The organism is Mesorhizobium sp. M5C.F.Ca.IN.020.29.1.1 (genome assembly GCF_003997375.1).
GTDB classification, from domain to species: Bacteria; Pseudomonadota; Alphaproteobacteria; order Rhizobiales; family Rhizobiaceae; genus Mesorhizobium; species Mesorhizobium wenxiniae.
Genome location: NZ_RZSW01000637.1, coordinates 1 through 3,011 on the forward strand (window position 1 = coordinate 1; position 3,011 = coordinate 3,011).

Below are 3,011 nucleotides of genomic sequence, written 5' to 3' on the forward strand. Positions count from 1 at the left end.
GTCGACGCTGCTCACTCAGGCTGCCGCAGCGCTGGCGTCCAAGGGCCACCGCATCGTCTATGTCTCGGGCGAAGAGGCGGTTGCCCAGATCAGGCTGCGTGCGCAGCGGCTCGGCGTCGCCGATACTCCGGTGGAGCTTGCCGCCGAAACCAATGTCGAGGACATTCTCGCCACCATCGCCGACGGCAAGCGGCCGGATTTGGTGATTCTGGATTCGATCCAGACCTTGTGGACCGACATGGCCGATTCGGCTCCCGGCACCGTCACCCAGGTGCGTGCCGCCGCCCAGGCGATGATCCGCTATGCGAAATCCACGGGTGCGGCGATCGTGCTCGTCGGTCACGTCACCAAGGAAGGCCAGATCGCCGGGCCGCGCGTCGTCGAGCATATGGTCGACGCAGTGCTCTATTTCGAGGGCGAAGGCGGCCACCACTACCGCATCCTGCGCACGGTCAAGAACCGCTTCGGACCGACCGACGAGATCGGCGTCTTCGAAATGTCTGATATGGGCCTACGCGAGGTCGCCAACCCGTCCGAACTTTTTCTCGGCGAACGCCACGCGAAAGCGCCGGGCGCCGCGGTTTTCGCCGGCATGGAAGGCACAAGGCCGGTGCTGGTCGAGATCCAGGCGCTGGTGGCGCCGTCGTCGCTGGGCACGCCGCGCCGCGCCGTCGTCGGTTGGGACGGCGCCCGGCTGTCGATGACCCTCGCCGTTCTCGAAGCTCATTGCGGCGTCCGCTTTGGCACCCATGACGTCTATCTCAACGTCGCCGGCGGCTACCGTATCTCGGAGCCGGCTGCCGATCTGGCGGTAGCGGCCGCACTGGTTTCCTCGCTCACCGGTCTTGCCCTTCCCGCCGATTGCGTCTATTTCGGCGAAATCAGCCTTTCGGGCGCCGTGAGGCCGGTTGCGCACGCGCAGCAGCGCCTGAAGGAAGCCGAAAAGCTGGGTTTTGGAAGCGCGGTTCTGCCCTTGGGCAGCGAGGAACTTGCCGGGGGGATAGGGGCCGGCGCTTTCCAGCCCACCGAGCTTGCCGATCTCGTGGCGCGCATAGCCGGCTCACGGCGCAGCCGCGCCGACGAGCAAGAGTGACGCGGCTCATGAAGTGGGGCAAAAGACATGCCGATTACGCTGCTTGACGGAATTCTCGTCGGCTTCACCTTGGTCTCGGCGATGCTCGCCATGGTTCGCGGCTTTTCGCGCGAGATCCTCTCCGTCGTCTCCTGGATAGCGGCGGCGGCTGCGGCGTTCTTCTTCTACCAACCGGTCCTGCCTTACGTTCAGCCCTATGTCGACAATGAGAAGATTGCCATGGTGGTGGCCGCCGGCATCGTCTTCATTGTCGCGCTGATTGTCGTCTCCGTCATCACCATGAAACTCGCCGACTGGATCATCGATTCCAGGGTCGGCGCGCTCGACCGCACGCTCGGTTTCCTCTATGGCGCGGCGCGCGGCATCCTGGTCGTCGCAGTGGCCCTGCTGTTCTTCAACTGGCTGGCCGGCCCCAAGGCTCCGGGCTGGGTCGCCAACGCCAAGTCGCGGCCACTGCTCGAATCGATCGGCGCCAAGCTCGAAAGCCTGCTGCCCGAGGATCCGGAGAACGCGATCCTCAACAGGCTCAATCCGAATCAGCCGGCACCCGAGACCGGAGCCGAGACGCCTCCGGCGGCCGACGCGCCGGCGGCGGACGCACCGGCAGCCGGCGACGATGCTCCGGCGCCGGACGGGAGCGCGACCGACGCGCCACCGGCCGACAATGCACCGGCCAATCCGGCGCCGGCAAACTGACGATCATGTGAAAGCCGCAAACTCTACGTTGCTCTCGGGCAGTCATCACACTATATAGCGACTTTAGCGGAGCTGAAGATGGCAGACGCAGACGACGTGCTTTCCGCCGAAGCTGACGATCATTTCCATGACGAATGCGGTGTGTTCGGTATTTTTGGCCGGCAGGACGCCGCGGCTATCGTCACGCTCGGCCTGCATGCGTTGCAGCATCGCGGCCAGGAAGCGGCCGGTATCGTTTCCTATGACGGCACCCAGTTCCATGTCGAACATCATGTCGGCCTGATCGGCGACACCTTCACCAAGCAGCGCGTTATCGACAGCCTGCAAGGCAACCGCGCGATCGGCCACACGCGCTACGCCACCACAGGCGGCGCCGGCCAGCGCAACATCCAGCCGTTTTTCGCCGAGCTGGCCGACGGCGGCTTCGCCGTCGCCCACAACGGCAATCTCACCAACGCCATGACGGTGCAGCGCGCGCTGCAGAAACAAGGCGCGATCTTCTCGTCGACCTCCGACACCGAGACGCTGCTGCATCTGGTCGCCACCAGCAGGGAACACGATCTCAACTCGCGCTTCATCGATGCGGTGCGCCAGGTCGAAGGCGCCTTCTCGCTGGTGGCGATGACTTCCAAGAAGATGATCGGTTGCCGTGATCCGCTTGGCATTCGCCCGCTGGTGCTCGGCGATCTCGACGGCGCCTGGATCCTGGCTTCCGAAACCTGCGCGCTCGACATCATCGGCGCCCGTTTCGTGCGCGACCTGAAGCCCGGCGAGATGGTCGTCGTCACCACAAAGGGCATCGAGAGCCTGTTTCCGTTCGAGCCGCAGAAGACCCGCTTCTGCATCTTCGAATATGTTTATTTCGCACGCCCGGATTCATCGGTCGAAGGCCGCAACGTCTACGAGGTGCGCAAGCGCATCGGCGCGGAGCTGGCGCTGGAAAGCCCAGTCGATGCCGACATCGTCGTGCCGGTGCCGGACAGCGGCACCCCGGCGGCGATCGGCTTTTCGCAGGCCGCGGGCATCCCGTTCGAGCTCGGCATTATCCGCAATCACTATGTTGGCCGCACCTTCATCCAGCCTGGCGATTCGATCCGCCACATGGGTGTCAAGCTCAAGCACAACGCCAACCGCCGCATGATCGAAGGCAAGCGCGTGGTTCTGGTCGACGATTCGATCGTGCGCGGCACCACCAGCCAGAAGATCGTGCAGATGGTGCGCG

Annotated in this window: 3 protein-coding genes; all 3 read left to right on the plus strand. The window is 64.6% G+C overall.

Features of this window, described 5'->3' with window-relative positions; all coding sequences use genetic code 11:
• On the plus strand, nt 1-1,093 hold a 1,093-nt coding region (gene radA / locus EOA85_RS31270; RefSeq protein ID WP_127212309.1), incomplete at its 5' end, for a DNA repair protein RadA.
• A gap of 27 nt (nt 1,094-1,120) precedes the next feature.
• Nucleotides 1,121-1,789: a CvpA family protein gene (locus EOA85_RS31275; protein ID WP_127212310.1), complete on the plus strand. Its 669-nt coding sequence runs from the start codon at nt 1,121-1,123 to the stop codon at nt 1,787-1,789.
• A gap of 78 nt (nt 1,790-1,867) precedes the next feature.
• Nucleotides 1,868-3,011 (plus strand): amidophosphoribosyltransferase (purF, locus tag EOA85_RS31280; RefSeq protein WP_127212311.1); only part of this gene is annotated, 1,144 nt, incomplete at its 3' end.